The 23,787-nt window shown below is 57.2% G+C and carries 30 protein-coding genes and 1 tRNA gene; 4 read left to right on the forward strand and 27 right to left on the reverse strand.

The window, feature by feature from the left end; translation table 11 throughout:
* Positions 1-203: 203 nt before the first annotated feature.
* The 10 genes from gabT to ACQRBV_RS08175 all read right to left on the reverse strand — a co-directional run bounded on the left by gabT (position 204) and on the right by ACQRBV_RS08175 (position 7,493).
* The gene (gene gabT, locus ACQRBV_RS08130; RefSeq protein WP_411985702.1) at positions 204-1,481 is read right to left on the reverse strand and encodes a 4-aminobutyrate--2-oxoglutarate transaminase; all 1,278 of its coding nucleotides are present in this window, start codon (positions 1,479-1,481) and stop codon (positions 204-206) included.
* 179 nt (positions 1,482-1,660) lie between these two features.
* A complete protein-coding gene (gabD, locus tag ACQRBV_RS08135) occupies positions 1,661-3,103 on the reverse strand; it encodes an NADP-dependent succinate-semialdehyde dehydrogenase (RefSeq protein WP_060755529.1) in 1,443 nt (480 codons plus the stop codon).
* Between the two features lie 296 nt (positions 3,104-3,399).
* Positions 3,400-3,714 (reverse strand): RebB family R body protein, encoded by a 315-nt coding sequence (locus tag ACQRBV_RS08140; RefSeq protein WP_060755528.1) that lies wholly within the window; start codon positions 3,712-3,714, stop codon positions 3,400-3,402.
* 50 nt (positions 3,715-3,764) lie between these two features.
* Positions 3,765-4,079 carry a RebB family R body protein gene (locus ACQRBV_RS08145; RefSeq protein ID WP_060755527.1) on the reverse strand — a complete coding sequence of 105 codons (315 nt, stop codon included), beginning with the start codon at positions 4,077-4,079 and terminating at the stop codon, positions 3,765-3,767.
* A gap of 82 nt (positions 4,080-4,161) precedes the next feature.
* Positions 4,162-4,494, reverse strand: coding sequence for a hypothetical protein (locus ACQRBV_RS08150; RefSeq protein ID WP_104995181.1), 333 nt, complete (start codon positions 4,492-4,494; stop codon positions 4,162-4,164).
* Positions 4,495-4,534: 40 nt separating this feature from the next.
* Positions 4,535-5,161 (reverse strand): hypothetical protein, encoded by a 627-nt coding sequence (locus tag ACQRBV_RS08155; RefSeq protein WP_060755525.1) that lies wholly within the window; start codon positions 5,159-5,161, stop codon positions 4,535-4,537.
* 71 nt (positions 5,162-5,232) lie between these two features.
* Complete coding sequence (locus tag ACQRBV_RS08160) at positions 5,233-5,805, reverse strand: hypothetical protein (RefSeq protein ID WP_244701420.1); 573 nt, start codon at positions 5,803-5,805, stop codon at positions 5,233-5,235.
* An 18-nt stretch (positions 5,806-5,823) separates the two neighbouring features.
* Entirely contained in the window at positions 5,824-6,051 is a 228-nt protein-coding gene (locus ACQRBV_RS08165; protein WP_003187543.1) for a RebB family R body protein, read from the reverse strand.
* 95 nt (positions 6,052-6,146) lie between these two features.
* Positions 6,147-6,689, reverse strand: a complete 543-nt coding sequence (locus ACQRBV_RS08170; protein WP_060755523.1) for an RNA polymerase sigma factor — start codon at positions 6,687-6,689, stop codon at positions 6,147-6,149.
* A gap of 87 nt (positions 6,690-6,776) precedes the next feature.
* Positions 6,777-7,493 carry a Crp/Fnr family transcriptional regulator gene (locus tag ACQRBV_RS08175; RefSeq protein ID WP_060755522.1) on the reverse strand — a complete coding sequence of 239 codons (717 nt, stop codon included), beginning with the start codon at positions 7,491-7,493 and terminating at the stop codon, positions 6,777-6,779.
* 207 nt (positions 7,494-7,700) lie between these two features.
* Here ACQRBV_RS08175 and ACQRBV_RS08180 point away from each other — a divergent pair.
* The 3 genes from ACQRBV_RS08180 to ACQRBV_RS08190 all read left to right on the forward strand — a co-directional run bounded on the left by ACQRBV_RS08180 (position 7,701) and on the right by ACQRBV_RS08190 (position 8,877).
* A tRNA-Arg gene (locus ACQRBV_RS08180) sits at positions 7,701-7,777 on the forward strand.
* Positions 7,778-8,236: 459 nt separating this feature from the next.
* The gene (locus tag ACQRBV_RS08185; RefSeq protein ID WP_411985703.1) at positions 8,237-8,488 is read left to right on the forward strand and encodes a hypothetical protein; all 252 of its coding nucleotides are present in this window, start codon (positions 8,237-8,239) and stop codon (positions 8,486-8,488) included.
* Positions 8,489-8,523: 35 nt separating this feature from the next.
* Positions 8,524-8,877 carry a hypothetical protein gene (locus tag ACQRBV_RS08190; protein WP_411985704.1) on the forward strand — a complete coding sequence of 118 codons (354 nt, stop codon included), beginning with the start codon at positions 8,524-8,526 and terminating at the stop codon, positions 8,875-8,877.
* 402 nt (positions 8,878-9,279) lie between these two features.
* Here ACQRBV_RS08190 and ACQRBV_RS08195 read toward each other — a convergent pair whose 3' ends face one another.
* From ACQRBV_RS08195 to ACQRBV_RS08250, 12 genes are all read right to left on the reverse strand, one after another.
* Positions 9,280-9,903 (reverse strand): LysE family translocator, encoded by a 624-nt coding sequence (locus tag ACQRBV_RS08195; protein ID WP_411985705.1) that lies wholly within the window; start codon positions 9,901-9,903, stop codon positions 9,280-9,282.
* Between the two features lie 51 nt (positions 9,904-9,954).
* Complete coding sequence (locus ACQRBV_RS08200; RefSeq protein WP_411985706.1) at positions 9,955-11,259, reverse strand: SidA/IucD/PvdA family monooxygenase; 1,305 nt, start codon at positions 11,257-11,259, stop codon at positions 9,955-9,957.
* Positions 11,260-11,268: 9 nt separating this feature from the next.
* The gene (locus tag ACQRBV_RS08205) at positions 11,269-11,736 is read right to left on the reverse strand and encodes a GNAT family N-acetyltransferase (protein ID WP_104995163.1); all 468 of its coding nucleotides are present in this window, start codon (positions 11,734-11,736) and stop codon (positions 11,269-11,271) included.
* Positions 11,733-12,986, reverse strand: coding sequence for a diaminobutyrate--2-oxoglutarate transaminase (gene ectB / locus ACQRBV_RS08210; RefSeq protein WP_411985735.1), 1,254 nt, complete (start codon positions 12,984-12,986; stop codon positions 11,733-11,735). The genes ACQRBV_RS08205 and ectB overlap by 4 nt, the downstream gene beginning before the upstream one ends.
* A 344-nt stretch (positions 12,987-13,330) precedes the next feature.
* Positions 13,331-13,897, reverse strand: coding sequence for a hypothetical protein (locus ACQRBV_RS08215; RefSeq protein ID WP_411985707.1), 567 nt, complete (start codon positions 13,895-13,897; stop codon positions 13,331-13,333).
* A complete protein-coding gene (locus ACQRBV_RS08220) occupies positions 13,894-14,466 on the reverse strand; it encodes an RNA polymerase sigma factor (protein ID WP_411985708.1) in 573 nt (190 codons plus the stop codon). Before ACQRBV_RS08220 ends, ACQRBV_RS08215 begins: the two co-directional genes overlap by 4 nt.
* Positions 14,467-14,689: 223 nt before the next feature.
* Positions 14,690-16,330 (reverse strand): vWA domain-containing protein, encoded by a 1,641-nt coding sequence (locus ACQRBV_RS08225; protein WP_411985709.1) that lies wholly within the window; start codon positions 16,328-16,330, stop codon positions 14,690-14,692.
* Positions 16,331-16,461: 131 nt separating this feature from the next.
* A complete protein-coding gene (locus ACQRBV_RS08230) occupies positions 16,462-17,112 on the reverse strand; it encodes a DUF799 domain-containing protein (protein WP_411985710.1) in 651 nt (216 codons plus the stop codon).
* The gene (locus tag ACQRBV_RS08235) at positions 17,109-17,471 is read right to left on the reverse strand and encodes a DUF4810 domain-containing protein (RefSeq protein ID WP_198762843.1); all 363 of its coding nucleotides are present in this window, start codon (positions 17,469-17,471) and stop codon (positions 17,109-17,111) included. The genes ACQRBV_RS08230 and ACQRBV_RS08235 overlap by 4 nt, the downstream gene beginning before the upstream one ends.
* Positions 17,472-17,500: 29 nt before the next feature.
* Positions 17,501-18,181, reverse strand: a complete 681-nt coding sequence (locus tag ACQRBV_RS08240) for a CsgG/HfaB family protein (protein WP_198762844.1) — start codon at positions 18,179-18,181, stop codon at positions 17,501-17,503.
* 211 nt (positions 18,182-18,392) lie between these two features.
* Positions 18,393-19,085: a hypothetical protein gene (locus ACQRBV_RS08245; RefSeq protein ID WP_411985711.1), complete on the reverse strand. Its 693-nt coding sequence runs from the start codon at positions 19,083-19,085 to the stop codon at positions 18,393-18,395.
* Positions 19,086-19,128: 43 nt separating this feature from the next.
* Positions 19,129-19,680 carry a hypothetical protein gene (locus tag ACQRBV_RS08250; protein ID WP_090367617.1) on the reverse strand — a complete coding sequence of 184 codons (552 nt, stop codon included), beginning with the start codon at positions 19,678-19,680 and terminating at the stop codon, positions 19,129-19,131.
* A gap of 498 nt (positions 19,681-20,178) precedes the next feature.
* Between ACQRBV_RS08250 and ACQRBV_RS08255 the strand changes: the two genes are divergently transcribed.
* Positions 20,179-20,436 (forward strand): hypothetical protein, encoded by a 258-nt coding sequence (locus tag ACQRBV_RS08255; protein ID WP_411985712.1) that lies wholly within the window; start codon positions 20,179-20,181, stop codon positions 20,434-20,436.
* 127 nt (positions 20,437-20,563) lie between these two features.
* On the opposite strand, the gene ACQRBV_RS08260 is transcribed toward ACQRBV_RS08255, so the two are convergent.
* The 5 genes from ACQRBV_RS08260 to ACQRBV_RS08280 all read right to left on the reverse strand — a co-directional run bounded on the left by ACQRBV_RS08260 (position 20,564) and on the right by ACQRBV_RS08280 (position 23,782).
* Entirely contained in the window at positions 20,564-20,977 is a 414-nt protein-coding gene (locus ACQRBV_RS08260) for a hypothetical protein (RefSeq protein ID WP_411985713.1), read from the reverse strand.
* Between the two features lie 337 nt (positions 20,978-21,314).
* Positions 21,315-21,659, reverse strand: a complete 345-nt coding sequence (locus tag ACQRBV_RS08265; RefSeq protein WP_411985714.1) for a hypothetical protein — start codon at positions 21,657-21,659, stop codon at positions 21,315-21,317.
* A gap of 745 nt (positions 21,660-22,404) precedes the next feature.
* The gene (locus ACQRBV_RS08270; RefSeq protein ID WP_411985715.1) at positions 22,405-22,887 is read right to left on the reverse strand and encodes an SMI1/KNR4 family protein; all 483 of its coding nucleotides are present in this window, start codon (positions 22,885-22,887) and stop codon (positions 22,405-22,407) included.
* Positions 22,888-23,034, reverse strand: coding sequence for an HNH endonuclease (locus ACQRBV_RS08275; RefSeq protein ID WP_411985736.1), 147 nt, complete (start codon positions 23,032-23,034; stop codon positions 22,888-22,890).
* A 124-nt stretch (positions 23,035-23,158) separates the two neighbouring features.
* Positions 23,159-23,782: a hypothetical protein gene (locus ACQRBV_RS08280; protein WP_411985716.1), complete on the reverse strand. Its 624-nt coding sequence runs from the start codon at positions 23,780-23,782 to the stop codon at positions 23,159-23,161.
* Positions 23,783-23,787 lie beyond the last annotated feature (5 nt).

Genomic DNA, 23,787 nt, shown 5'->3' on the forward strand with positions numbered 1-23,787 from the left:
ATGGCGGTGTGTCAGGTTCAGAAACCGTGGCTGACACACCGCCATCGGGAGCAAGCCCCCTCCCACAGTGACCGCGTTAATCCTTAACTGACTGATATTAGGGCAAGCCCCCCTCCCACATTTCAACTCGGGCGTCTGTTAGGTAACCGGCATAAAAAAACCCGCCGAAGCGGGTTTTTTCCGTCAAACAGTTCAGCGTCCGCTTACAGCTCGGAGAAGCACTCTTCGATGATTGCCAAGCCTTTGTCCAACTGCTCGTCTGGCGAGGTCAGCGGCACCAGTACGCGCAACACGTTGCCGTAGGTACCGCAGGACAGCAGGATCAAGCCCTTGTCACGCGCCTTGGCCACTACGGAAGCCACAGCGGCGGCGTTCGGCTTGTGGCTGTCGCCATCTTCGAACAGCTCGACCGCAATCATCGCGCCCAGGGCACGCACGTCGCCAATCACCGGGTACTTGGCTTGAATCACCTTCAGGCCAGTCACCAGGCGCTCGCCCACGGCCTTGCAGCGGTCCAGCAGGTGCTCTTCTTCGAACACATCCATCACGGCCAGGGCCGCGGCGCAAGCGATCGGGCTACCGGCATAGGTGCCGCCCAGGCCACCCGGAGCGATGGCGTCCATGTATTCGGCCTTGCCGCACACACCGGCCAACGGGAAGCCGCCGGCGATGGATTTGGCGAAGGTGGTCAGGTCGGCAGCGACGCCCATCTGCTCCATGGCGAAGAAAGTGCCCGTACGCCCGGCACCGGTTTGCACTTCATCGGCGATCAGCAGGATGCCGTGCTTGTCGCACAGTTCGCGCAGGCGTTTCATGAAGGCTTTCGGCGCGACATAGAAGCCGCCCTCGCCCTGCACCGGCTCAATGATGATGGCCGCGATATCACGGGGCTCAGCGTCGTTCTTGAAGATGCGTTCGATGCTGGCGATCGAATCATCGATGCTCACACCGTGCAGCTCATTGGGGTACAGCGCACGGAAGATGCCGCCTGGCATCAGGCCCATGCCGGCCGAGTAAGGCACCACTTTGCCGGTCAGGCCCAGGGTCATCATGGTGCGGCCGTGGTAAGCGCCGGTGAACGCGATCACGCCGGCACGGCCGGTGGCGGCACGGGCGATTTTCACGGCGTTCTCGACGGCTTCGGAACCGGTGGTGACCAGCAGGGTTTTCTTGGCGAAATCACCTGGCACCTTGGCGTTCACTTTCTCGCACAGTTCCACGTAAGGCTCGTAGGCCAGAACCTGGAAGCAGGTGTGGGTCAGCTTGTTCAGTTGCTCGGTCACGGCCGCGATGATTTTCGGGTGCACGTGGCCGGTGTTCAGCACGGCGATACCGCCGGCGAAGTCGATGAACTCGCGACCTTCAACGTCGGTGACGCTGGCGTTTTTCGCGGATTCGGCGAAGATCGGGTGAATCTGGCCGACACCGCGGGGTACAGCGGCTTCGCGGCGTTTCATCAGGGATGCGTTGGTCTTGCTCATAAAGTCCTCATTCGCCACTCATCGGGTGGCGTGGTCCAAGGCATACGTGGCGGGAGGCAACTACGGCAGCATGCGATGATCGACTGCCACAGCTTTCCCGGCCACTACGAATAACGGGGTGAAACACGCAAAGGGTCAGCGCTCTCGTGCCCTCTGCGTTTACCGCATGCTCCTGCCGGTCAGATGCCCAGGCAGAGGTATTTGATTTCCAGGTAATCCTCGATCCCGTACTTGGAACCTTCACGGCCCAGGCCCGAAGCCTTGATGCCGCCGAACGGTGCCACTTCGTTGGAGATCAACCCGGTGTTGACGCCCACCATGCCGTATTCCAGGGCCTCGGCCACACGGAACACACGGCCCAGGTCGCGGGCATAGAAGTAGGAGGCCAGGCCGAACTCGGTGTCGTTGGACATGGCGATCACTTCGGCTTCGTCCTTGAAGCGGAACAGCGGCGCCAGCGGGCCGAAGGTCTCTTCCTTGGCGACGGCGGCGTCTTTCGGCACATCGACCAGGATGGTCGGCTCGAAGAAGTTGCCTTCCATCACCTTGCCACCGGCCAGCAGCTTGGCGCCTTTGCCGAGGGCATCGGCAATGTGCTCTTGGACCTTGGCCACGGCTTTTTCGTCAATCAGCGGACCGGTGGTGGTGCCCTCTTCGAGACCGTTGCCGATCTTGAGCTTGGTCACCGCTACTTTTAGTTTTTCCGCGAACGCGTCGTACACCGAATCCTGGATGTACAGGCGGTTGGCACAGACGCAGGTCTGGCCGTTGTTGCGGTACTTGGAGATGATCGCGCCTTCGACGGCCTTATCCAGGTCGGCGTCGTCGAACACGATGAACGGTGCGTTGCCGCCCAACTCCAGGGAGACTTTCTTGATGTCTTTGGCGCATTCGGCCATCAACTGGCGACCGATTTCGGTGGAGCCGGTGAAGGACAATTTACGCACGATCGGGTTGCTGGTCAGCTCGCCGCCGATATCGCCGGCGCTGCCGGTCACCACGCTCAGCACGCCTTTGGGGATACCGGCACGGTGCGCCAGCTCAACCAGGGCCAGGGCCGAGAACGGGGTTTGCGAAGCGGGCTTGATCACCATGGTGCAGCCGGCGGCCAGGGCCGGACCGGCTTTACGGGTGATCATGGCGGCTGGGAAGTTCCAAGGGGTGATGGCAGCGGTCACGCCGATCGGCTGCTTGATCACGATCAGGCGCTTGTCGGGCTGGTGGCCAGGAATCACGTCACCGTAGATGCGCTTGGCTTCTTCGGCGAACCACTCGATAAAGGACGCGGCGTAGGCGATTTCGCCCTTGGCTTCGGCCAGCGGCTTGCCTTGTTCGAGGGTCATCAGGCGGCCGAGGTCGTCCTGGTTTTCGATCAGCAGCTCGAACCAACGGCGCAGCTTGTTGGCGCGCTCCTTGGCCGTCAGCGCACGCCAGGCCGGCAGGGCCTTGTCGGCGGCTTCGATGGCGCGGCGGGTTTCCGCAGCGCCCATCTTCGGCACGGTGCCGAGGATCTCGCCCGTGGCCGGGTTGTTGACCTTGATGGTTTGACCGTTGTCCGCATCGACCCAAGCGCCATCGATAAAGGCTTGCTGGCGGAACAACTGGGTATCTTTGAGCTGCATGTCGGCTTTCCTTAACAGCACCGCGCGCACGCGGAGCGAATTAGAGTTGTTGAAAGGCGCCTTGTGGGCTGCCGTCAGGGAAATCAGCCCCAGCGCGCACGATGATCAGAAAGCGCACGGGAGACAGAGCGTTTGAAATCTCAAACGAATCCTAGGATCAATGGGGGGGCAGGGCAATAGTCTGTTCGAAAAAAAGAACGAAAACCGCGCATTTGCCGCACCTTTCGGATCAAGCGTGCAAACGACAACACCCCCGGCGCCTGTTGGGCGACGAGGGTGCCTGGAGCGGTTGCGGATTAAGGCTGGAACGATTTGAGGATGGTCAACAGGCTGGTCAGGTTGTCGGCCACGCCGCCCTGGGCGACTTTCTCGGTGGCGGCAGCGCCTGCGGTGGTGTCGACGCTGTAGATCTGCATCACGCCCTGGTTGGTGGCGGCCTGGGCCAGGGTGTTTTGCTGCTGCTGGGCCGAGACCGAGTTCTGGAACAGGATTGCCGTGGCCTGACCCATCGATTGGTAGATCGTGCTCATAGACATCGCCGGTGCCTCGGCAACGACCTTGACGTTGGTCTGGGTAACGGCATCGGTGATTTGCGGGCTGACAGTACTCATGGGTGAAACTCCTTTGTTAAGAAAGAACAACATCCGTTATCGCTCAGTGCTTAAGACTGGAAAGACTTGAGCACGGTCAACAGGCTGGTGAGGTTATCCGACACGCCGCCCTGGGCGACTTTCTCGGTAGCCGCCGCACCCGCCGTGGTGTCGACGCTGTAGATCTGCATCACGCCCTGGTTGGTGGCGGCCTGAGCCAGGGTGTTTTGCTGCTGCTGCGCGGACACGGCGTTCTGGAACAGAATCGCCGTGGCCTGCGCCATCGATTGATAAATGGTGCTCATCGCCATCGCCGGCGACTCGGCCACTACCTTGACGTTGGTCTGGGTGACCGCGTCGGTAATTTGTTCGTTAACAAATGCCATGATTAACTTCCTTATTGAGTACACGGTGCATTCCGTGTTCATGAATGAACGTTGCGAAACAGGCGCTGTGAAGTGTGCGGTTTCAGGAACCGGCAGCCTTGGCCAGGGCGGCCTCGATCTGCGCAATCAACTTCTGGATCTCGGCGTTCACTTCACGCTTGAGCTGCGCCCGACCGGCGCTGTCCTCAGGCGTGCTGTTCAACGCTTGGCGTACCGCCTCTTCACTCTGCTCGGCGGCCTTGCGGATCGCCTGTTCGTTGACTCTCGATTGCTCAAGCACCTGGGTGGCGCGCTTGAGGGTTTCATCGACGATGGCCTGGGGTGTTCCGGAGAACATCTGCGGGTTGCGCAGCATCGCTTCCAGCCGTTGACGGTCATCGCTCGATAGCACTGAAGGGATGGATGGGTGGGCCATATCGGTCTCCTTGGGCAATGTAGGGCTGGCGGCAGGCCCGCTAAAGCCGCACCTCCTGACCGTCTTCCCAGAAGCCCGCAAAGTAGAACCGCGGCGACGAATCACAGAACGTCGCGAGTTCCGCGGGCGTAATCGCCGAAGGCCGCCGATTGAAAATGGCAGGCGGTGGCGGCACCAGGTTAGCCGCGTTGTAGAGGTTGCCCACCTCATAAGCGTTGGCCGCGAATTGTGAGCAAAAGGAACTGCTGCCAATGGCTACCGACTCATTAATTCGATCCTGCAGCGAAGTGTCGGACTCCCAAGCTTTGAACGCCGAAAGCATCGCGTTCCACATGCTGTAGCGACCGTCAATTTCGCCACCGAGCTTGTCGAAATAGAACTGTTTGGCCGCTACCGCCGCCGCAAACCCCAACTCAGTGTCACGGCAGGAAAACACCATGGCGGTGCGAGGTGGTTTTTCCAGGCTCACGTCAGTCAAGGCCAAGCCACTGCCAACGCTTTCGATCACCATCGTCTTGCTCACCGCAATCGCCGGGTGGACCACATTCAGATACGTCGTGTCCTGGGAGAACACTTTGGCTTTGACCAGCTGACCGGCCTTGATAAAGGCCCGTGTCGTACTGTCGTCTTCTTGCTTCACCGAAAAGATAAGATCTCCAACGTCCATGATGTCGCTCCTCACTCAAGAAAAGTTGCTGTTGCACCGTTCCTGCAGAACGCTGGAACGCTGTGCTCGGTTCAGGCCGCTGGCGCTGCCCGGTTGGCCAAGGTGTCGGCGTACTTGGCGATGCTCTGGTCGATCTTGTCGATGGCCACGCTGGCAGCCTCGGCCTCCATCGCACCGGCTGCGGCAGCCACGGCGGCGGCCGCGCCCACCAGCAGGTCGGTGGCCAATGCGCCCAAGGCATCCTCGGCGGCGGCCGGCAGGTTGTCCTTGACGATGTTCTCGGTCATTTGCTGCAACAGCACAGCCTGGGCCGCCAAGGCGATCTTGCTGACCCCATCGAAATAGCCCGCCGCCGATTGCGCGACCAACCCCGCCGCCTGGCTGATCATCATGTCGGCCGGCACGGCGATCTGCGCCGGGGCGTAGGCGAAATTCTGCGCATTGGTGAACTGCACCGCCTGGACGATCTGGCTGTTGAGCGCGGCGGTGCTGTCAGATGAGGGCGTGCTCGCCTGGTTGAGCAAATGCTCGTTCATGCGCGCCATGATCGAGCGCGTGGGTGACGCTGCCGGGGCGGCCGCCGGGGGTTGCGCGGCGGATGTTTCAGGCGCGGGGCTGGGCTTTTTTCTGCTGAACCATGACATGGCAAGTCTCCCCAGGGTTTAACCCTTCTCGCCAATCTGCATGATCAACGCAACGGCCTTGGAGATCACCGCGTTGGAAATCTGGTTCATCGCCTGCTGGCTGTTGACGGCGTTCTGCAACGACAAGCCCGCCGCACTGCTAGCCACCTGATACAACGACGCAATGGCCTGCGCCGGCGCCTCCGCGACCACCTTGACGTTGGTTTGGGTCACCGCGTCGGTGATCTGGCTGTTGACCTCTGTCATACATCTCTCCTTGATGGAATTCACCCGATCGGGGTGGGGGTGGCGTGACGCGCTCCTAAACTAGAACGCCTCACGCCGATGTCTGTGAACGGTATTCAGCGCAAAGCGCTGCGCAGCAATTGCACCCGCTTGCGCACCAACGGCAGCTTGACCTGCAGTTCAGCGGCGATCTGGGGATAAGGCAGGTCATCGACAAAGCGCATCTCGAACAACCGCTGCTGTGCGACAGGCAAGCGCGCCACATGCGCCGTCACTTGCTCCAGGCGCTCATAACGCTCCACCCACTCCAGCACTGAGGCGCAGGGGGCGGCGAGCGCGGCCAGGTGATCGTGCTCAAGATCGACCGAGTCATCGAACAGTTGCCCCTCACGCTTGCCACGCCGCAGGCTGTCGAGAAACACATGGTCGAGCACGAGAAACAGAAACCCCTGAGGGTCGCGAATACGCTCGGGCGAGCGCCGAAAAAAAAGCAGGGCCTTGATCGCCGTTGCCGACAACCACTCCTGGCCCTGATCCCGGTTACCCTTGGCACGCCGCAGCGCACGCCGCTTCAACTCGCCCTGGACGGCGCGCCAACTCGCTTCAAACAAGCGGTCATCCGCCACCCATTGATCCTTGAACGGAACAGTCATCCCCATCGCAAGCACTCCTGTGCATCCTTGATGAAGGGCCAGTGTGCGAGGCACAACCAAGCGTGCGCTGTTACCTGGGGAACACCGCGAAGGCTAATTCAAGGCAGATGCCTTGCGCCGCAAATGCTCCAGGTCGTTGATCACCATCCGCTCCAGGCTGCCGCTGATCAGGCCACTGCGGCGCCACAACTGCAGTTGCACATTGAGCTTGGGGCGACTGGTATTGAGCATGGCCGCCAACACCCCTTGGTTGGCGGGCAATGACACGCTGGGCATGGCGAGGGCCAGGTCGATCTCGTCCATATTGGCCAAAAGAAACCGCGCCAGCCGCGACTCCAGCCGATGCAGGCAGACCAATTCGAGCAGTTCGATGGCATGCAGCAGGCGCACCATCATCAGCATCAACAGGCGCCGCAGAAACACCGGTTCCTCAAACAGCGGAGCAAAATGTCGACGCCCCAGTTGCAGCAAGCGCGTCGGGCCGCCGGCAAAGGTCGAAGACTCACGACCATGGTCATTGATCAACGCCGTCTCGCCCACGACCTGCCCGGCGCCCATGCTGCCGATGATCTGCTCGCGGCCATCCGGCCCGTGTACCACCGAATAGATCCGGCCCTCCACCACCAACGCAATAAATTCGAGAGCGTCATCCTTGAAATAAAGCAGCTCACGATCAACCAGCGTGCGCTCCACCATATGGGTGGCGACGTAGCACAAGAGCGGCTCCGGCAGCCCTCGGAATAAATCGGAGCGGGCGAGCAAGGTCAGTCTCAGCGGGAGATCGAGCATCACGGTTCCTTTGGAATGCATGCGTTCACCTGGCCAGGGGGAGGGAATTGCGGCGCCACAGCGGTGCTGGAGCCACAAGAGCAAAGCAAACAAAGGGACGTACGGTAGGAGGAGTTGTGAAAGATAATGGCAAATAGCCGCTTTTGGCCCTGACACTGCCTACGATCGCCAGTGAAAACACCGGCATGGACGCATCTGGCCGACATGGGTATGATGTCGCCCGCACAAGCATCCGTAGCTCAGCTGGATAGAGTACTGCCCTCCGAAGGCAGGGGTCGTGGGTTCGAATCCCGCCGGGTGCACCATATAGCAGTCTCGGACTGTCTCAGACAGTCTACGAAACATCCCAATAAGCCCGCCCCGTGCGGGCTTTTTTGTTTCTGGCTATACGTCCCTGTCTATCACTGTAACTTCCCGCCTGTGTGCCCACGTGTTTGCTTTCAAATTCCTATAACTGGAGGCATACAGGAAGTGAGGCGCACTGAAATCAAACGCCGCCCCTATCAGACACCACGCTTGCAGACCTGACACTCATCACCATGGTTGACGCCATGCAGGTATTCACTATCAGCAACAGATACAGCCACCTTTACCGAAGCTGTAACGATGGTCCTTTTTCTTCAAGATCTTTTCAATTTCAACTATTGAAATTTCAGTAACTTTCAATGCCTCCCACTAACTCGATCCCGTGGGTTTCATGCCCCGTGTCCTCAAGATATCCTCAGGGTCCCCAGGACTTTTTTACAACCTGCCCGAGACCACACATGAGTAACCTTCAGACGCTGATAGAAAATGCCAAGTCGGGCTTATCTGTTCAGGAAAAAATCTCTGATGAAGATTGGCAAGCAATCGCTAAGCAATGCGGAGCCTCTGAAATTGCAGACATCGAACAGCGTATTGCTAGGTTACGAGCCGAGTTGGAAACGGTTGAGGAGTGGGACGGAGATACCCAAGATGACATACATCTTGCGATTTCCAGGTTCACACAATTACTAAGGTCCGCGAAAGCACGGTAGCGATGCTCGTGGCGATAGAACCACAAGGATTCAACATGAATAAGTTCCTCATAGGCTTCACTTACCACGAGCCCGAACGCTGGGAGTTGTTTCAAAAAGGCATCATTGAAGACTGCGAGTCGTCCACCGGCGTTTACGTCACGGCCCCCACGTTGGGGGAGGCAATAGCGTGGTCAGAATACATTGCTGAGGAACTCCTGCGGGCATCCAACTCGGACCCGTCCCTTGACTGGAAGTCATTGGGTTATGACTGCTGGGTAGTGGAGGAGCCCAGCAACTCTGATTGGAGTCATTGCCTCGCCTTTTTCCAATCTGTCGAGACAGGCGTTTTTCCAGATCTTGAGAAGATGGGGGCGAGCGCTTACGGGAAGTGGGTCGAGGGTCGTTGAGGTTCGCACACTTAAGCCTGCGAGCGCCGGTGAAGCGATCTTCACAGCCCATTTCTTTTGGGACGAACAGCGTTGGATACGTAGTGCGGGGAATTACCAGGGTGCGCCCGCGGTCCTTCATCATCGTGGCTAAATCGAATGCCCTCAACGAAAATGAAAGGAAACAGTACGCTGCACCGTGTATGCCCACGTGTATGCCTAACCGAAACACTACCGGCCAGCCCCTTATAAACCGGCACCAAAAGCCTCCAGTTCAAACGACGCCGGGGCACCAGATATGCATGAAAAAGCCCCAGGTCGAAAGACCTGGGGCTTTTTTGTGGGTGCTCAGCACGCCCATCGAAAATCCTGGAAGTGCGCCCCCACGTCCCTGAGTACTTCGTTCCACTGCATGACAAAGCCTCATCGACTGGCAATCAGTACAGGGATGGCGTTGTTCAGTGAGAACGCGACAAGGAAGACCGCCAGCCCGACGTCGATCTGCCGCGTGTACTTGAGGAACAGTGCCTTGATCGGGCCTTGGCCGAACAGCAGCGCCACCAGTGAGTACCAGATGATTTCCAGGCTCGAACACAGCATGACGACCAGGACTTTATCCAGGTCCGAACGCGGTGAAGAGAGAAAGCCTGCATAGATACTGATCATGAAGGCGATGGTTTTCATATTGCTGATGTTGGTGATGACGCCCACCCGATAAGCCTTGGCAAAACGGGTCACCCCCGGCGCCGGGCTGTCGGCGGTGCCGGTGTTTTTCGCCAGCACACTTTTGATGATGCTGTAGGCGATGTACAGCAGGTACGCCGAACCGCACAGCGTGGCCACTTTGGAAAACGCCGGATACTGATGCAGCAACGCCGCCAGGCCAAGCAGGGAAACGGTCGAGAAGAACACGCCTACGGTACAGATGCCCAAGGTTGCGCCGATGCCGGTGGAGACGGACCCCAGCGACGAAAACCGGCTGACGATGATGAAGTTGGGGCCGGGGCTGATCACCGCCAGGATGTAGATCAATGCCGCTGTAAACATGAGAACTCCTTGTAAGAAGCAGCAGCCGGCAACGGCTGCTGCCGGGTTGGATCAAGCCAGCGCTTGTGCCGGTGCCTCGGTCAACGCCAGCTTCTCCTCCAGGGCCGCCAGGATGTGCTCGACCCGCAGGGAGATCAGGCTGAACGAGCCGGCATCCCCCAGGCCGTGGGAGCTTTCGCACAGCCCGTTGAGATACACGGCGGGCAAGTCGTCCAGTGCGGTCAGGCTGTAATCGCGGTTGACCACCAGCGCACCCTGGGTGTCGGTGCGAAACCGTCGGTGATAAGGCGCCAGCAGCGGTGGGTAGAGCTCGCCGTTTTCCTTGGCGGCGATGTCCTTGAAGCCGGTGGCGAGCACCACGGCGTCCAGTGCCAGGGTCGAGTGCGTGAGCTGGTTGACCTCCTTGAGCGCCAGTTCTACCTGCCCGGAGGCGCTTATGGACGCCTGCTCGATGGCAACATTGTTGAGAATGTGGATGCGCTGTTTGCCCTGCAGTTTTTCTTCATGGATGCGCACATACAGCGCATTGATCACATCCTCATCGGCCGAGCTGTAGTTCGTCCCGCGCAGCTGCTTGTCCACCCGTGCCTTGGCCTCGGGTGGCAGGTTGAAGTAGTAATCGATGAACTCCGGAAAATACACCTTGTCGCTGAACGGGCTGGTGTCCTTGAGGCGGAAACTGAAGCTGCGGTGCAACGAATAGATATCCTTGTCCGGAAACCTGGCGGTCAGGTCGAGCACAATTTCCACCGCGCTCTGGCTGGAGCCCACCACGCCGATGCGTTGCGCAGTCGGCGGCAAAGCATGAATACGCTCCAGGTAATGGTTAAGGTGGAACACCTGCGGGCCAGGCAGGCCATCGAACACCGCCGGAATGTTCGCCGTGCGCCCAGTGCCCAGCACCAGGCTGCGCCCGTAGATGACCCGCTGATCATTGTAGGTGACCTTCCATACGGGCTCGCCTTTGACGTTCAGCGGCTCGACGCGCCGGGCGAACGCCGATGATTCGACACTACCCAGAAAATGCCCGGCCACCCACTTGATGTATTCGGCGTACTCGCGCCGCAGCGGATAGGTCAGCGGCAAGTTGAGGTAGTCGAACAGGCGGCCGGTTTCTTTCAGGTAATTGACGAAGCCATAGCGGCTGCGTGGGTTGCGGGGTGTCACCAGATCCCGCAGAGGGTTGTTCTGGATATCCGAGCCGCTGAGCAACATCTCATCCTGCCAGTCCGGAGCCTGTTTGGCGTCCAGGAAGCGGTAGGTCAAGGGTGAGGTGGCTTCTTCGAGCGCGATGGCCAGCGCCAGGTTGGAGGGGCCGAAGCCGATCCCGACGATATCGTAAATAGTCTCTGACATGGAAAGCTCCTATCCTTGGGCGCGGGCGAGTGGAAGATGGTAATAGTGGTAGGCCGTGTTCTCGATAAAACCAAAGCGCGTATATAAGTTTCTGGCCCGTGGATTATCTTCGGCGCCTTCAATAAACAACTGTTTGGCATGAGTGCTCAGCGCAAAGTTGCGCGCCGCCGTCAACAAGGCCAACCCAACTCCCGCACTGCGCTTGGAAGCTTCTACATATAAGTCATTCAATATCCAGAGACGCTCCAGCGTGACACTGGAAAAACTCGGGAAGAGTTGGGTAAAACCGATCACTTCGTTATTTATCTCGGCCACGATAATGATCGACTCGCCCAAAAAGAACCGTTGCTGGATAAAGGCCAGTGACCGCGACAAGTCGGGGGCCTCACCATAGAACTCACGGTATTTGTCCAGCAGCGGCGCGATGGCCTGCGCGTCATCCAGGGACGCATGTCGGGTAACAATCGCTTGGCTCATGGCGCGGTTACCTCGGCGAAAGCTTGCTCCAGTATCTGCAGGCCCTGGGTAATCTGCGCCGGGGTGATGGTCAGCGCCGGGAGGAATTTGAGCACCTGATCGTCAATGCCCGACGTTTCAATGATCAAACCTCGCAGGTAGGCCTTGGCCGCGATTCGTTGCGCCAGGCTCTTGTCTTCAAACTCGAGCCCCCTGAAGAAACCACGCCCCTTGAGACGGTTGGGCGCCTTGGCGGCGAAGTGTTGGGAAAGCGCCGCCAGCGACGCTTGCAGGAAGTCGGCCTTGGCTTTCAACGCTTGGGTAAAACCGGTGTCACGCCAGTAGTGCTCGATCACCGCCTTGCCCGTGACGAAGGCCAGGTTGTTGCCCCGGAACGTACCGTTGTGCTCGCCCGGCTCCCAAACGTCCAGATGCGGCGCGAGCAACACCAGGGCCATGGGCAAGCCGTAGCCACTGATGGATTTCGACAAGGTCACGATATCCGGCGTGACCCCCAGGGCTTCAAAGCTGAAAAAGTCACCGGTACGGCCGCAACCGGCCTGGATGTCATCGATGATCAGCAGGATGTCGTGGGCCTGTGCGATGCGCTGTACAGCCTGCACCCATGCGGCCGAGGCACTGTTCACTCCGCCCTCGCCCTGCACGGTTTCCAGCACGATCGCCGCCGGCTTGTCGATGCCACTGCCGCTGCGCAACATGTTGGCCAGGTAGTGCGAAGTGTCCACGCTGTCGCCGAAATACTGGTCGTACGGCATGAACGTCACGTTGCTCAGGGTGACCCCGGCCCCGGCACGCTTGCGTGGGTTACTGGTCAAGGCGAGGCTGCCCAGGGACATGCCATGGAACGCGTTGGTGAACGCCACGACGTTCTGGCGCCCGGTGTACTTGCGCGCCAGCTTGATGGCCGCCTCCACCGCGTTGGTGCCGGTTGGCCCAGGAAACTGCACCTTGTAACGCACGTTGCGCGGCGCCAGGATGTGCTCCTCGAACGCGGTCAGGAAGGCCTTTTTGGCCGTGGTCTTGAAGTCCAGGCCATGGGTGATGCCATTGTCGGCGATGTACTCCAGCAGCGCAGCCTTTAACACCTTGTTGTTATGCCCGTAGTTCAGGGCACCGGCTCCACTGAAAAAATCGATGAATACCTGACCCTGTTCACTGGTCAGGGTCGAGCCTTCAGCGGTATGGAAAGTGTCGGTAAAGTCCCGGCAATAAGAGCGTACGTTGGATTCTTTACGCTCGAAAATATCCAGGGGTTGTTGAATCTCAGAGACCACCGTGTTTGCCAGCGAGTCATTTAGCGTAGCCGTCATGTAAGGCACCGTTTATCAATCCAATTGAATGGACTTTCAACAGGTAGAGCGATTTCCCAGTGGCCATGTAGCGAATGCTGAGAAGACTTTAATCCCTTGAAGTCCGCATGCAACTTTTCATCCTATGAAACATGACCCGCTCTGTTGGCCAGCAGGAACAATGACGTCTTTCGCTGATTAAACTAGCAGCAATTGTAAGCGCCGCGACTAATTATAAATTCATATGCTTATGACCCGTTGCCCAGAGGCTGGCGATGGCAGCGGAAGATGCCATCGCCACGGTCTCATCGAGACTGCAATGCCTTTAGCTGCTCCTCGATATCTTGCGAGGGAAAGCGTTGCTTCAACTCGGCCAGTTTTGCCGTCGCAGCCGCTTCGTCCCCTGCCGCACGCAAGCGCAATACTTCCAGCAGCCCCTGCTCCAGCGACTGCGGCGCGGTTCGTTTGACCAGTTTGCCTTGGGGTAACGCCTCATTGCGCTGCGGGGCGCTGTAAGACTCGGCCTGGGGCGGCGCACTCATGGGCGCAGGCGCAGACAGCGCCGCCGGCGCCGCCAGGCGTCCCTGCGGGCCCTGTGGCCCCTGTGTATCGAGGTCGAGCTCGGTGGTACGCATCACCACGCCGAGCATCAATGCCACGCCGGCAACCGTGGCGAACGCCATTTGCCAACGCGGCTGACGGCAGGCACGGCTCCAGCGCTGCCACAGGCTGAGCTTGGGTGCAGGCACCTCGCGGCGCGCGGTAGCAAGGATGAAGGCATCCAGCGACGCAGGCGGCTCGCCAATGCTGTGTTGACGCACATGCTGGATCAGCAGGTCGTCGGAATCCGGGGTCTGTCGGGAGTCGGTCATACAGGTATCTCCTCGGCCAGCAGGCGGCGCAGTTTCTGCTGGGCGTAACGCAGGCGGCTTTTTACGGTTTCCAGCGGGGCGCCGGTGAGGGCGGCAATTTGCGGCACTTCAAGGTCGCCGTGCAGGCGCAGCAGGAAGACTTCGCGCTGGTCTTCGGGCAGGTCTTGCAACGCGGCGTCGAGGCGCGCCTGGTCGCGGCTCAGGCTCAGTTGCTGCTCGGGGCCGGCGCTGTCGTCGGCCTGGGCGTGCAGCTGTTCATCGTAACTGTCGTGTAAAGGGTTGTGGATGCCATGCTTGCGCCAATGGTCGATCAGGCGATTACGGGCGATCTGAAACAACCACGTACGAAAACTTGCCCGGCCCTGGGGTTGGGTGGTGCTGCGGATCAGGCTGAGCCAGGTGTCCTGATAGATTTCTTCGGCCAGTTCAGCCTTGTTGCTCAGGGACACGAGGAACCGGTACAGGCCCTGACGGTGCCGCGCATAGAGCCCTTCAAAGGCGGCGGCATCACCGGAGCGGTAACGGGCCAGCAGCGATTCGTCGCTGGGTGAGTCGTGTGGAACGGCCATGGGGTGGGCGAACTCCTTTCTGTCAATCGAAGCTGATCTAACGGTGGGAGGGGGGTAGTGAGCGGGCTTGCCCCGCGCTGGGTGGCGCAGCCGCCCCAAACCCAGGCACCTCGGTTTTTCTGAAACACCACGGCGTTCCGTTGGGGCGGCTTCGCCACCCAGCGCGGGCAAGCCCGCTCACTACAGGTTAGGGCATGCCTCTCAGATTTGGGCGGGGTCGAGATCAGGGTTTGAGGTTCTGGGCCAACTCCACCAGTTGCACGAACTCATTGCGCAGGCCGAACGGGTCATCGCCGCGAGCCGAGCGGGCCAGTTTGGCGGTGTCCTGCAAACTCATGCTGCCAGTGTAGCGGCCATCGCCCTTGAGCTGTTGGGCGAAGGCAGCCACGGCAGCCGAGAAGCGCAGGTCGTCGCTGGCCGGGGTGGGCTGGTTGGCGATAGGACGTTCGATCAACTGGCTGTTGCCGCCCGCAGCGGGCTTGTAGCGCACCCGTAACATCGCCAGCTCGGCGGACTGACCGTCGGCCGCAGGCGCAGCGGCGTATCGCAACGGCTCCAGCCAGCCCTTCTCGCCCTTGGGGACAATTTCGTACAGCGCGGTCACCGTGTGCCCTGCGCCAATTTCACCGGCATCGACCTTGTCGTTGTTGAAATCCTCACGGTTGAGGGTGCGGTTTTCATAGCCCAGCAGGCGGTATTCACTGACCTGGGCGGGGTTGAATTCCACCTGCAATTTCACATCCCGTGCTACCACGGCCAGGGTCGAACTGAGTTGTTCGACCAACACTTTGCGCGCCTCGCGCAGGTTGTCGATGTAGGCGTAGTTACCGTCGCCCGCGTCGGCCAGTTGCTCCATCAGGTGTTCGTTGTAGTTGTCTACACCGAAGCCGAGGGTGGTGAGGGATACGCCGCTTTTGCGCTGCTCGACCGCCATCTGCTTGAGGCTGTCGAAGTCGCTGACGCCCACGTTGAAGTCGCCGTCGGTGGCCAGCAGGATGCGGTTGATGCCCTTGTGGATAAAACCTTCGCGAGCCATCTGGTAGGCCATTTCAATACCGGAAGCACCGGCCGTGGAGCCGCCGGCGGTGAGCTGATCGATGGCGTTGCGGATCTTCACCTTGTCACGGCCCGACGTCGGCTGGAGCACCACGCGGGATTCACCGGCGTAGACCACCAGCGATACGCGGTCTTGCTCGCGCAACTGATCCACCAGCAATTTCAGCGTGCTTTTCACCAGTGGCAAGCCTTCGCGGCGGTCCATGGAGCCGGACACATCCACCAGGAACACCAGGTTGGCGGGCGCCAGTTCCGCCACGGCTTTATCGGAAGCCTTGATGCCAATGCGCAGCAGCTGGGTATGCGGGTTCCACGGCGTGGCGGCGACTTCGGTGGTCACACCAAAGGGCGAGCCGTCGGTGGGCAGTGCGTAGCTGTAAGGGAAGTAATTGAGCATTTCCTCCAATCGCACGGCGCCTTCGGGCGGCAGGCGGCCTTGGTTGAGGAAGCGTCGTACGTTGGCGTAGCTGCCGGTATCGACATCCACACTGAAGGTGGAGACCGGGGTTTCGGCGACGCGATGCACCGGGTTCTGCGGCAGGTTTTCGTAGTGCTCGCGGGGTTCGCTGCGATAATCCACCGCCGCTGATTCCGGCATCTGCAAGCGCGCAGTCATCGGTGCGGGCGTTATCGCGGCTTTCGCCAAAGCCCCTTGGGGCGCCACGCTTTGCAACTCGGAAATGGGCGCCGATTCATCCGGCGTGGCCACTTGCGTGGACGACGGCCCCCCACACCCGGCCAGCGCCACCAGCACGGTAACGGCAAAGCCTTGGGCGGTAGGACGCAACAAGAGCAGAGGATGGGACATGGGCTGAACCTCGTGAGTGAATGATCCGTTCACAAGGTCAGACGCAAGGTGCGTAAGGTTCGGGTTAAACCCCATTTACCTGGCACCCGAAAGCAGTGTGGGAGGGAGCGAGCCCCTCCCACTATTGAGCGTCAGTCCGTACCGTATTTCGGGTTACGCGGGCCGTACAAAATCCCCGTGCGTTGCCCTGCCGACAGCAACCGCGCACTGGTAATACCGGCAATCGGATGCGCCGCATCGGTAGAGCTGTTGACTACCTGCTTGACCGCCGCCGTGATCAACATGCCCACCAGGCCGCCACCGTTGTTGTTGCCTTCCTCGCTGGACGCTCTAGCGGTACCGGTCCACAAGGTAGTGCCGGTGCGCAGGTCGACCAGTTTGGCGGAGGCCGTCACGGAGGTGTCGCTGGAGATCAGCATGTACTTGGTGCCGTACTCGCTGACGGTGATATACAGCGCCGCATCCGCACCAAAGATGTCGTGCAGCTTGGTCGGCGGCACGCCCTGGATGTCGTTGGCGGTGGTCAGACCGTTCTGGCGGAAGGTTTCATCCACCAGGGCAATCGGCAGCACGTAGTAGCCGGCTTCAGCCAATGGGTACGTCACCTGGGAAACCAGGCTGTAGGACGCCTGCACTTCCGGCGACTCATTGATCGGCGGCAGCACCAGGATCGACTTTGGTCGCGCCTGCTTGTACGCCGTGTAATCAACGGTCTTGGGCGCTGCGCAACCGCCGAGCAAGGCCAGGGCCAGCAAGGCGCCAGTGAGTTTTAACAGGCTCATTTAGCGGCGACTCCAGTCTTGGCGTTTTTCAGCAGGAAGTCCATGTACGAAGCGGACTCGGGGAACAGGGCCTTCTCGGTACGAAACTCCTGCACCATCTGGTCATCCTTACCCATGCTCATATACAGCATGCCCAGGTGCGCGTGGTAGCCCGGCGGCGCTTTGCGGCCACTGGCGTTGATCTTCTGCAGATCGCGCTCCAGCGCCTCAACCTGCGCCTCCTTGGGTTCACCCTTGAAGTACTCGTAAACCTGCGGCTGGTAGCTTTCCCATTGATACAGAGGCTGGGGCGCCGTGTGGCACCCCGCGACCGTCGCGATTGCTGTCAGCATCAGCGCCAACTTCACTGCCTTGCTCATCCGTGTACTGCTCCTTGGGGTGTTGCTGATCAGTTGCGTGGGTTCCAGGCGCCGGCGTTGATACCGTCGACAAGGCGGTTGATGGCTTCGCGCATGGCCAGGTCCAGGACCTTGCCATTGAGGGTGGAGTCGTAGCTGGCGGTGCCGCCGAAGCCGATCACTTCACGGTTGGACAGCGCGTACTCACCGGCGCCCTGGGTGGAATACACCACTTCGGAGGTGTTGATGTTGACGATATTCAGCGCGACTTTGGCGTAGGCCACTTGGGTCTTGCCACGGCCAAGGATACCGAACAGCTGGCGGTCGCCGGTCTCTTTGCGACCGAACTCGGTCACGTCGCCGGTCACCACATAGTCAGCGCCCTTGAGCTTCTGCACGGTGCCTTTGATCTTGGCTTCCTGGGAGATTTCGCCCATGTTGTCGCGGTCCAGCACGCTGAAGCGATTGGTCTGCTGCAAGTGAGTGATCAGGATGGTCTTGGCCTGGCCGCCGAGACGGTCAACGCCATCAGAGAAGATGCCGCGCATGTAGCTGGAGCGGTTATCGAACTTGCCCACGGCAATCGGCACACGCACGCCCGAATAAGCGACGTTGGCGCTGGCGACTTGCTCAACCGGCATCGCGCGGTTGCTCTCGGTGGCGCAACCGGCCACGGTCAACAGCGCTGCGGCGGTGAAGCCCGACAGCAGGATTTTGGACAGTGTCTTCACGTGTTGCTCCTAAAGTGAGAAATCAGCAGCGTGCAGGCTGCGGCAATTTCGGGGAGGCAAACACGTGCATCTGTATTCATCCCTGAATTTGTCGTACCGCGACGGCTGCGGCATTTTACGGGGTTAATAGCCGTTCTCAAGTTGTTTCAACCCTACAAAGGCCCAAATGCGGAGGGGTTTGCCCCCGATGGCAGCAAGCCTTTGCGCGGACTCACTTGAGTTCCTTCACCAGATACTGCCCGGAAATCTGCGTAATCCCAGTCAGCGCCCGGCGCACGGCTTCCGGGTCGGTGCGATAGGTCAGCGGGGTGTAGCCATAGACATTCTGGCCATTGAACGGGGTGATGGCCTCACTGGTGCGCCAGATCATCTTGTCACCGCGATCCATCTGCGCCACCACGTTGAGGGTGGGGTAAATCACGCTGCTGAAACCCTGGGTGAGGCGAAAGCCCCACTCGGCCACGGTCAGCTGGATCTGTGCATCGGCAGGCTCATCGTCGCCTACGACCTTGAGGGTAGAAGTCTTGCCCAACGCATCGATAAAGCCTTGCTTGAGCAATACACCTAAATCGATTTTTTCGGCATCCATCACCGTCAGGATTGCCACCGGTGTCGGCATCTCGGCCAGTTGCCCAAGCTTCATGCCCGCCGCAAACCCGGCGCCGCTCAATGCGGCGGTGCCTACCTTGGACGCCCCACTGGCCATGCCAACACCCGCGCCAAGCCCGGCGCCCAACGCCGCGCCCCAGGCTTGTTCGCGGCCGAAATACACCATGTTCTTTTCCCACTTCACGGGCAGGACTTTCACGGTCTTGATCTGCGCGCGGTCTTCGGGGGTCATGGGATGGCTGACGCAGCCGCCGAGGATGAAAGCGGTGAGCAATATGAGCAAGAGGTGTTTCATATCAGTCCTTGAATGTTTGCGCAGTAGAGGCGGCTGCATCGGTTTATTTTGGAATGATGATCGGAATAAACATCGGCGCAGGTGCAGGCGGCGGACTAATCTGGCCTTCACTCTTTACCACCGTGATGCCTTTGCTTTTCAGGGTTTCGAACAACCGCTCGGTCCCAGCTGCATCGTCGTACCCGCCATCATCAATCGTTACGCTCAGGCCCAGCAGCCGCTGGCCTTCCGTCAACTGCAATTGCCGGGCACGGAAGAAGGACCAGATAGAGATCTTTTTGAGGGCCGACAATTTTACGTTCGCCAGTTCTTCATACTTCATGGTTTTGCCGTTCCAGCCCATCACGAACAAATCATTGGACGTCAGCGCAAAAGTGCAGAAGTAGTAAGTGCCTGTATTCGAGTTGGGCGTAGTGATGATCAGCGAGCAACGGCCATGCTGAATAATCGGGTCGCTGATATCCGGAAAGCTTTTGACCAGATCGGAAGGGTACTGCGCGCGGTCGTAGTAAACCGTCGCTCTATCGTAAGGAGTGGTGTTACAGCCGGTAAGTGACAGTGCTATGCCCAGCAAAACCCATACAGCAAAACGCATTGAATACTCCCTATCGCAGCCTATTTCATTCGAAACGGCGCGTTGTCCATGCAGATGATGGGTTTAGGTTCAGACTTAAAAGCCAGCAACGACCCGCCAACCAAATAATATCACAAGGCCACTACCAAAGAAAAATAGGGCTCAGACAGCCATGCGAAAAAAACTTGGTCGACTCCTTATTTCACAAAATAAAGATGATGCCGGGAAGCGCCGAGCGCAAGGCTTGCGCGGGTTTGGGTGAGGGGCTTATAGTCCGGCCGTCGCCCAACAGGGCGATCGGATTTGGCGATCCGTTGACCGTATGCGAAAGCTTTCTGCTTGCTTGCAGGGGCTTCCGTACCCGCATTGCTGCTTTATGGCAGCTGTGCGCGGGAGACCTTCGGGTCTGCCGGAACTCGGTCCCGGTTCGCCAACCTGCGTACAGCTGTCACCCATTCGTTTGGCGACGACAGGTGACAGCCTCACATACTGACCGAGGTTGTACCCATGAATCGATACATGCCCCTAACCGGCCACGATTGCACCGTCCCAGCTCTACTGATCGACACCCAGGCACCCCTCGACGTCCTTCACGACGCCGCCGTGCACCGCATTCGGGCTGTCACCCAATTGCTGGAAAACCTGGCCTTCCGCGAACAACTCAGCAGCGATGCCGTAGTACTTTCAGACTTCGCCCACTTGCTGGCCATTCCGCTACGCGACGGGTGTGATTTGCTGGATGTCATCAGTCGTAGGCTTAATGCTGATCCATCCTGAGTGAAAATCGGGCGGCCGCAGTGTCGCCCGCTTTGGCTTTGTGCGCGGATGGAAAGGCATTTAAAAGAGCAACTCTGCTGACCTTCAAAAAAACGTAAAACCGTGGTCCCACCCTTATATTTATCTATCAAGTATCTTTTGACGGAATTATCGAAGAAGCCGAGAGAAAAACTTCAATAATTTTTCGATCTGCATCATTCTTCGCAAAACGCTTAAGCACAGGGATAAGATGATAAAACAATAACTCCATCCTGCTAGGATCTTTGGGCAATGCATCGTTAATACATGCAACCATTAACTTAATTGACATGATTGACGCGAACACTTCATACCCTCTAGCGCTAGAGAACGGAATCTTCTTGAAATAATAGTCCGCTAAACGTTTCTGCTCTGGTCTTTTCCAAGATCTATGAGGAAGAAGCAATAAAGCCTCACCCCAATTATCTGAAGAAAGAGGGTACCGGCTCAATATCCAAGCTGCCGCCTGATCAGAAGTCATTTTCGCCAGCTCTTTACGGAGTGGGATTAATCTAGAATCCATACCAAGCTATCTCCTTGAACTAAATGATTTTTCCGGCAACCCAGAGTTAGCCTTTAGGGTAGCAGGAGGAAAATAGGGGGCAGACCACTATTCTTCTCTAATTGTATAAGAGTTTACAGCTTATCCGCCCATCACCAGGCCAACAAAATCGAATAATTACAAAAAATAAATGACATTTTAAAAGAGCAATTCTTCTGACCTCAAAAGACATAAAGCCGTTGTCTGCCCCCTATTCCTTCCCTCTATTCTTCTATTCTTTTCCCTTTGATATGATTTCGCCATGGCATAAGCAGCCCCTCAAGCAAGACTCGATCAATAACACCATCATCAATGGCGCCTACAAAAGTAGTACCCAACTGAAACTCAAAAGAAATATTTTCTCTTTCAGATAATTTTTTACGGCAAAGATTAATTCTTCTACTTCATCCAGATTTCTCGAGTCCATATCAATAGAAAGTTTGTTTGGTTGCAGTGCTGAATAAATCTCTAGCGCTCCACCCACTACTTTCGCGCCACCTTCATCTATCGCGTCAATGAAGGTTGGTGGCGCAATACTCCATATTCTTGATGCGGCGACCTCCTTCACCAGCTGCTGCACATTAGATCTAATAGAGTGATCTAAATCCTGAGCCACGTAGAAAATCAACTTTTGCTTCTCATGGTCTAGAGGTACGGAATGCATTATTCAGCTCCTTTTTTCGGAGGGTATGTCGGGAGCGCCGACCCTGGACCGCCCGGATTATATCTAAACCCTCCTGGCATATGCGCATCCAAATGCCGTGTATCAGGCAGTGGCACAGTAAGTGGCGAACCTTGAACATGGTGCATAGGAATTCTCTCGCCCTTTAGCCCTGCATCTTCAGGAAAACCTTAACCCATGCATCGTCGACTTTTGGGGTCCGTCCTTTAGCAATCGCGGCCCGATTTTCAGTACTTAAGATTTGACCATACCCGAGGTCATCCCAGTTATCACGCAGTGCTCTCCAGTCTGCAGCATTTGAAAAATAGAGGTCAGACCACTATTCTTCTATTCTTTTAGCCCACACTTTTTGGGCGTCCTGATACACCCTGCGAAACTCTTTTACCTAATGCCTGCTCAATCTCGGCCGCAAACTTTTGATCGCCCAAAAAACGTAATTACCGTTTGTAGAAAATCGAATTTGCTCTATCAACCCAAGGGAAAGCCGATACTTGAATAAAAACCGGTAGGATTCGGCTCGCTGCACGGTGCTGCTACCTAGCTCCCTGTAGACCGCATGTGGGCTTAAAAGCTTGATGGCTCACCCTGTGCATTTGCCCTGTAGCTAGTCCAGCGATAGTCGACCGGATGAGCAATCATGCCCCTCTAACTGAAAAAAGGGGACAGACTTAGACGAACAAATCCTTAGAATTAAATAAATCGCCCCGTTCTGCCTTCGGAATTTTTATTATTCGGGCGGCCGCTCAAATAATTTTTCTAAAAACTTTGAAAATGAGGAAGCAACAAATGATAATTCGGAATCGCTACCTGGCACAGCCTCATGATGCCACATCATCACGGCAGGATCATCAGAAAGCCGATTTTCACGGTAGTCAAAACAAAGCGCGTCTCCGTTCCCTAATACCGAGAAAATAATTAAACCTTGAACAAAACCCTCTGGCGGATGACGGTACTTCATCTCCATTGTCTCGAATGAGCCTTCGAGTTCACCGAAAGGTAAAAACATACCAGCGCTGCTCGTAACGTCCTCGCCGAGAAGACGATTATAGAAATTGAAAACAGGTTTATTTAAAATAAATGCGCCATTAAACCCCAATGAAACTTCTTTGTATTTTTCAGGAAAAACTATACCCGCCAATATTTCAAAAGCTTCTATATCAGCAGAATCACCTTGACCATAATAAGAATCAAAACTTACTCCAGCAATCATTTATTGCCCCTTACTCATCGATTCCCACCCGACGTGACGCGCACCATTATGAAAAGCCTCGGGGACCAGCTGCATCCTACCGGTATCCTGATGGTGATGCCAAGTATGGGAAAATAGGGTCAGACCACTATTCTTCTCTAATTGGATAAGAGCTTACAGCTTAGCCGCCCATCACTAGGCCAACAAAATCGAATAAACACAAAAAATAAATCACATTTTAAAAGAGCAACTCTGCCTACCATCAAAAAAACGTATAACTGTGGGCTACCTCCTACCTTCGACAAATAACAAACTTATCTTCAAACAAATACCCTGCACCACCCACTTTCCAAAATTCAAAATATGAACGAAAGTCAAATCTAAGATTTATCAAAGGTTGCCCCATGTACCATGCCAAATAATAATCAGCGGCAACCCCGTAAAGCGCTTCAAACAGTGCATACTCTTGTTCTGTTTTTAGCAACCTGCAATCCCTGACATGATCTCCTAAAAGCTCAAGCACCCAGTTACCAGGAAAATCTAAGTTATCAAAAGACTTAAATTGATCTTTTTTCTCGTAAACCAATTTCGCACGATGGCATATTTCATACAATTCATGATCCCCAAGATCTTTACAAAAATTTGCCTGATCTTGCAACCAAGCCTTCCCTCTTCGCATCAATTCTAATTCGCTGGACTCTATCGTTGGACGAAGATAAAAATTATCTTCAAGCGTACCAGCTTGAATCACCTCGTTTATGCGAAACACCAAACCTTCAGCGTAAGGAAAATAGCTTAACGCTTTAGCAATCTCAGTTGGAGAAGAATGCACTTTGAGCAACGCCAAAAAATGCGATTTATCAAAATAACTTTTACCTTCACAAAAAGCACACCAATCCTTTAAAAGGATAGTCATCATTT

The sequence above is a fragment of the Pseudomonas sp. R11F genome (assembly GCF_050312575.1).
Taxonomy (GTDB): domain Bacteria; phylum Pseudomonadota; class Gammaproteobacteria; order Pseudomonadales; family Pseudomonadaceae; genus Aquipseudomonas; species Aquipseudomonas palleroniana.

Bases quoted from the DNA above. Each gene is read 5' to 3' on its own strand.
- ACQRBV_RS08195 (WP_411985705.1), bottom strand. From the start codon at position 9,903: ATGTTTACAGCGGCATTGATCTACATCCTGGCGGTGATCAGCCCCGGC.
- ACQRBV_RS08235 (WP_198762843.1), bottom strand. From the start codon at position 17,471: ATGAGCAAGGCAGTGAAGTTGGCGCTGATGCTGACAGCAATCGCGACG.
- gabD (WP_060755529.1), bottom strand. From the start codon at position 3,103: ATGCAGCTCAAAGATACCCAGTTGTTCCGCCAGCAAGCCTTTATCGAT.
- ACQRBV_RS08250 (WP_090367617.1), bottom strand. From the start codon at position 19,680: ATGCGTTTTGCTGTATGGGTTTTGCTGGGCATAGCACTGTCACTTACC.
- ACQRBV_RS08155 (WP_060755525.1), bottom strand. From the start codon at position 5,161: ATGGACGTTGGAGATCTTATCTTTTCGGTGAAGCAAGAAGACGACAGT.
- ACQRBV_RS08245 (WP_411985711.1), bottom strand. From the start codon at position 19,085: ATGAAACACCTCTTGCTCATATTGCTCACCGCTTTCATCCTCGGCGGC.
- ACQRBV_RS08215 (WP_411985707.1), bottom strand. From the start codon at position 13,897: ATGACCGACTCCCGACAGACCCCGGATTCCGACGACCTGCTGATCCAG.
- ACQRBV_RS08200 (WP_411985706.1), bottom strand. From the start codon at position 11,259: ATGTCAGAGACTATTTACGATATCGTCGGGATCGGCTTCGGCCCCTCC.
- ACQRBV_RS08140 (WP_060755528.1), bottom strand. From the start codon at position 3,714: ATGAGTACTGTCAGCCCGCAAATCACCGATGCCGTTACCCAGACCAAC.
- ACQRBV_RS08220 (WP_411985708.1), bottom strand. From the start codon at position 14,466: ATGGCCGTTCCACACGACTCACCCAGCGACGAATCGCTGCTGGCCCGT.
- ACQRBV_RS08225 (WP_411985709.1), bottom strand. From the start codon at position 16,330: ATGTCCCATCCTCTGCTCTTGTTGCGTCCTACCGCCCAAGGCTTTGCC.
- ACQRBV_RS08205 (WP_104995163.1), bottom strand. From the start codon at position 11,736: ATGAGCCAAGCGATTGTTACCCGACATGCGTCCCTGGATGACGCGCAG.
- ACQRBV_RS08260 (WP_411985713.1), bottom strand. From the start codon at position 20,977: ATGGATTCTAGATTAATCCCACTCCGTAAAGAGCTGGCGAAAATGACT.
- ACQRBV_RS08230 (WP_411985710.1), bottom strand. From the start codon at position 17,112: ATGAGCCTGTTAAAACTCACTGGCGCCTTGCTGGCCCTGGCCTTGCTC.
- ACQRBV_RS08270 (WP_411985715.1), bottom strand. From the start codon at position 22,887: ATGATTGCTGGAGTAAGTTTTGATTCTTATTATGGTCAAGGTGATTCT.
- ACQRBV_RS08175 (WP_060755522.1), bottom strand. From the start codon at position 7,493: ATGCATTCCAAAGGAACCGTGATGCTCGATCTCCCGCTGAGACTGACC.
- ACQRBV_RS08145 (WP_060755527.1), bottom strand. From the start codon at position 4,079: ATGGCATTTGTTAACGAACAAATTACCGACGCGGTCACCCAGACCAAC.
- ACQRBV_RS08170 (WP_060755523.1), bottom strand. From the start codon at position 6,689: ATGGGGATGACTGTTCCGTTCAAGGATCAATGGGTGGCGGATGACCGC.
- ACQRBV_RS08255 (WP_411985712.1), top strand. From the start codon at position 20,179: ATGCCCCTAACCGGCCACGATTGCACCGTCCCAGCTCTACTGATCGAC.
- ACQRBV_RS08280 (WP_411985716.1), bottom strand. From the start codon at position 23,782: ATGACTATCCTTTTAAAGGATTGGTGTGCTTTTTGTGAAGGTAAAAGT.
- ACQRBV_RS08150 (WP_104995181.1), bottom strand. From the start codon at position 4,494: ATGGCCCACCCATCCATCCCTTCAGTGCTATCGAGCGATGACCGTCAA.
- ACQRBV_RS08185 (WP_411985703.1), top strand. From the start codon at position 8,237: ATGAGTAACCTTCAGACGCTGATAGAAAATGCCAAGTCGGGCTTATCT.
- ACQRBV_RS08265 (WP_411985714.1), bottom strand. From the start codon at position 21,659: ATGCATTCCGTACCTCTAGACCATGAGAAGCAAAAGTTGATTTTCTAC.
- gabT (WP_411985702.1), bottom strand. From the start codon at position 1,481: ATGAGCAAGACCAACGCATCCCTGATGAAACGCCGCGAAGCCGCTGTA.
- ACQRBV_RS08165 (WP_003187543.1), bottom strand. From the start codon at position 6,051: ATGACAGAGGTCAACAGCCAGATCACCGACGCGGTGACCCAAACCAAC.
- ACQRBV_RS08160 (WP_244701420.1), bottom strand. From the start codon at position 5,805: ATGTCATGGTTCAGCAGAAAAAAGCCCAGCCCCGCGCCTGAAACATCC.
- ACQRBV_RS08190 (WP_411985704.1), top strand. From the start codon at position 8,524: ATGAATAAGTTCCTCATAGGCTTCACTTACCACGAGCCCGAACGCTGG.